This window comes from uncultured Corynebacterium sp. (genome assembly GCF_945649885.1).
GTDB lineage: Bacteria > Actinomycetota > Actinomycetes > Mycobacteriales > Mycobacteriaceae > Corynebacterium.
Genome location: NZ_CALZFS010000200.1, coordinates 1 through 2,773, shown reverse-complemented (window position 1 = coordinate 2,773; position 2,773 = coordinate 1). Strand labels below are relative to the sequence as shown.

Below are 2,773 nucleotides of genomic sequence, written 5' to 3'. Positions count from 1 at the left end.
CTGACTACGGATCAGAAGGTTGGGGGTTCGAATCCCTCCGGGCGCACAGTTGAAACCCTGGTGAGGTCTGAGAAGATCACACCAGGGTTTTCGTGTTCCCTGGAATTCTCCCTGGGGCCCCACCTCGCGGTGGGGGTGGGGTGAGGTTGGCATCCTCAAGCGGGGTGAGGTTTTTTAGCATAATTTTTATTATGGGGGTGGGGAGGGGTGGCTGCGGTAAAGGTTTCCGTATCAAAATGAAAGGCGATTCCGCAGGTAGTTCGTCTGGCGCACGTGGCCGGTCCATGTGGTCATACCTTATTGTGTATGACGTTTTGCGCAAGGGCGGAGGCGGGGCGTTAATATTCCGTGGTTGAGAAGGCCAGTGAAAGGACCATGCTGCGATGAGCGCATCTGAAGTGAAGGAAAACGACACCGGTGCAACCGGTGACGTGATAAAAGTGGGCAACCGCAAAGAATGGCACCGTCAGGCACGGGGTCTGATCACCGGTGCTGTTCTGGCACTGCTGGTCTACCTCTTCTTCCCGGCAAACGCGGTGGAAGTCGTCATGGAGTCCACCGGCTTTGACCCTGAAGCTGAATATTCTCGTGAGGCCATGCGCATCACCGCGGCCACCACCGTGCTGATGGCTACCTGGTGGATGACTGAGGCGATTCCGCTGTCGGCGACCGCCCTGATCCCACTGATCGCGTTCCCACTGTTCCAGGTGACCTCATTTGCCTCGGCAGCGGCACCGTATGCCAACCCCACCATCTTCCTGTTCCTGGGCGGCTTCCTACTCGCCCTGGGTCTGCAGAAGTGGGACCTGCACCGCCGCATGGCACTCGCTGTGGTGTTGGCCGTGGGAACCAAGCCGAAGCAGCTGGTTCTGGGCTTCATGGTGGCCACCGGCTTCCTGTCCATGTGGGTCTCCAACACGGCCACGGCTGTGGTCATGCTCCCGATCGGCATGTCCGTTCTGGTGCTGACCGCGGAAACCGTCGGAGGTATGAAGAATCAGAAGAAGTTCGCCACCGGCCTCATGCTGTCGATCGCATACTCCGCATCCATCGGTTCCCTGGGCACCCTGATCGGTACCCCGCCGAATGCCCTGCTGGCTGCCTACATGTCTGAAGCTCATGACATCCACATCGGTTTCGGCCAGTGGATGCTTGTCGGTGTGCCCATGGCGGTCATCTTCACCGTCCTGGCCTGGCTGGTGCTGACCACTGTGTTCAAGCCGGAGATCGATGAGATTCCCGGTGGTAGAGAACTGATCCGCGAAGAGATCCGCAAGCTCGGACCATGGACCCGCCCCCAGATCTCCGTGGGCATCGTCTTCCTCGCTGCGGCACTCGCCTGGGTTTTTGTGCCCCTGGTGCTGGACTGGACCGGCTCCGCGTTGGCCATCCACGACGCCATGGTCGGCATCATCGCCGGCGTCATCCTCTTCACCGTTCCAGCCAATTTCAAGACCGGCGAGCGACTCCTGGACTGGAAGACCGCCAATGAAACCCCATGGGATGTGCTGATCCTCTTCGGTGGTGGCCTCTCCCTGTCCGCGATGTTCACCCAGACCGGTCTGTCCCTCTGGATCGGCGAGCTGGCCAAGGGCCTCGGTGGTCTGCCGACGATCCTGCTGATCTTCTCCGTGGCAGCGCTGGTTCTCTTCCTCACTGAGTTCACCTCCAACACCGCAACTGCTGCTACCTTCCTGCCCATCATGGGTGGTGTGGCCATCGGAATCGGTCTCACCGCCGGTGGCGAGCAGAACGTCCTCCTGCTCACCATTCCGGTTGCACTGTCTGCAACCTGTGCCTTCATGCTGCCGGTGGCCACCCCGCCGAACGCCATCGCCTTCGGCTCCGGTTATGTCAAGATCAACGAGATGGTCAAGGGCGGCATCTGGCTCAACCTAATCGCCCTGGTGCTCATCACCATCGTCACCTATCTGATTGCCATCCCTGTTTTCGGCATGGTTCTCTAATTACCTTGTAGGTTTCCTGCGTTTGATTGTGGCCCGCACCCCCAGATTTCCCCAGGGGATGCGGGCCATGTTCATCCACGGTATCTGCAACGTAGAGCTTTCCTTCTCTTTAGTGCCCTGACCTTGGGATTTGTAGGAAAGTGGAAGCGAGTGTAATGTTATCAGTCGTTGCAGAGAGCGCCTCGAGCGTGAATCTACACTGCGCCCGTAGCTCAACGGATAGAGCATCTGACTACGGATCAGAAGGTTGGGGGTTCGAATCCCTCCGGGCGCACAGTTGAAAAAATCCCAGTCATATTGACTGGGATTTTTTGTGTTCCCTGCTCCCTTCACGGGGCATGCTTGTCGACGCCCCCCCCACCGCGGGCGTCGACAAGCTGTTTTTAGGCCACCTGTAGCGTGGTCACACAGGTGGCTCCGTCTTCCCGGGTGGAAAACGGGGTGCTGCCACTGCGGCCGTCGTGGGAGATTTCAATGGTGCCTTCCAGGTCGGTGGGCAGCCAGAAACCGATGAAACCATTGTCATAGGTGATGGTGTCCTGCTCGATCAGGATCTCGCCGGAGTTGTCATCACGGATGGTCACCGTGACAGGCTCATTGGCTAGCTCACCCAGGCAGGTGGTGAGGCTGTGATGGTGGCAGGTGTGTGTCTGCTCGGCGTAGGGGGCGATGGAGATGTATGCCTGCCCTTCGGGTAGCGGCAGTGCTGTTTCCTCGGTTCCTGTGCTGATGACAAGTTCAGCCTGCTGGATGGAGGCGAGCATGTCGGTGGGGCGCTCATCCACTGGCAGGCGGTCCAGGTGGTT

At 59.1% G+C, this 2,773-nt stretch carries 2 protein-coding genes and 1 tRNA gene; 2 read left to right on the top strand and 1 reads right to left on the bottom strand.

Annotated features, from left to right (window positions below):
- Nucleotides 1-383: 383 nt before the first annotated feature.
- The gene (locus Q0M74_RS13725) at nucleotides 384-1,967 is read left to right on the top strand and encodes a DASS family sodium-coupled anion symporter (RefSeq protein WP_293955401.1); all 1,584 of its coding nucleotides are present in this window, start codon (nucleotides 384-386) and stop codon (nucleotides 1,965-1,967) included.
- A 201-nt stretch (nucleotides 1,968-2,168) separates the two neighbouring features.
- Nucleotides 2,169-2,241 (top strand) — tRNA-Arg (locus tag Q0M74_RS13720).
- 109 nt (nucleotides 2,242-2,350) lie between these two features.
- On the opposite strand, the gene Q0M74_RS13715 is transcribed toward Q0M74_RS13720, so the two are convergent.
- On the bottom strand, nucleotides 2,351-2,773 hold a 423-nt coding region (locus Q0M74_RS13715), incomplete at its 5' end, for a CueP family metal-binding protein (protein ID WP_293955399.1).

What these genes read in the sequence shown, in the direction of transcription:
- Q0M74_RS13725 (WP_293955401.1), top strand. Translation starts at nt 384, where the DNA reads ATGAGCGCATCTGAAGTGAAGGAAAACGACACCGGTGCAACCGGTGAC.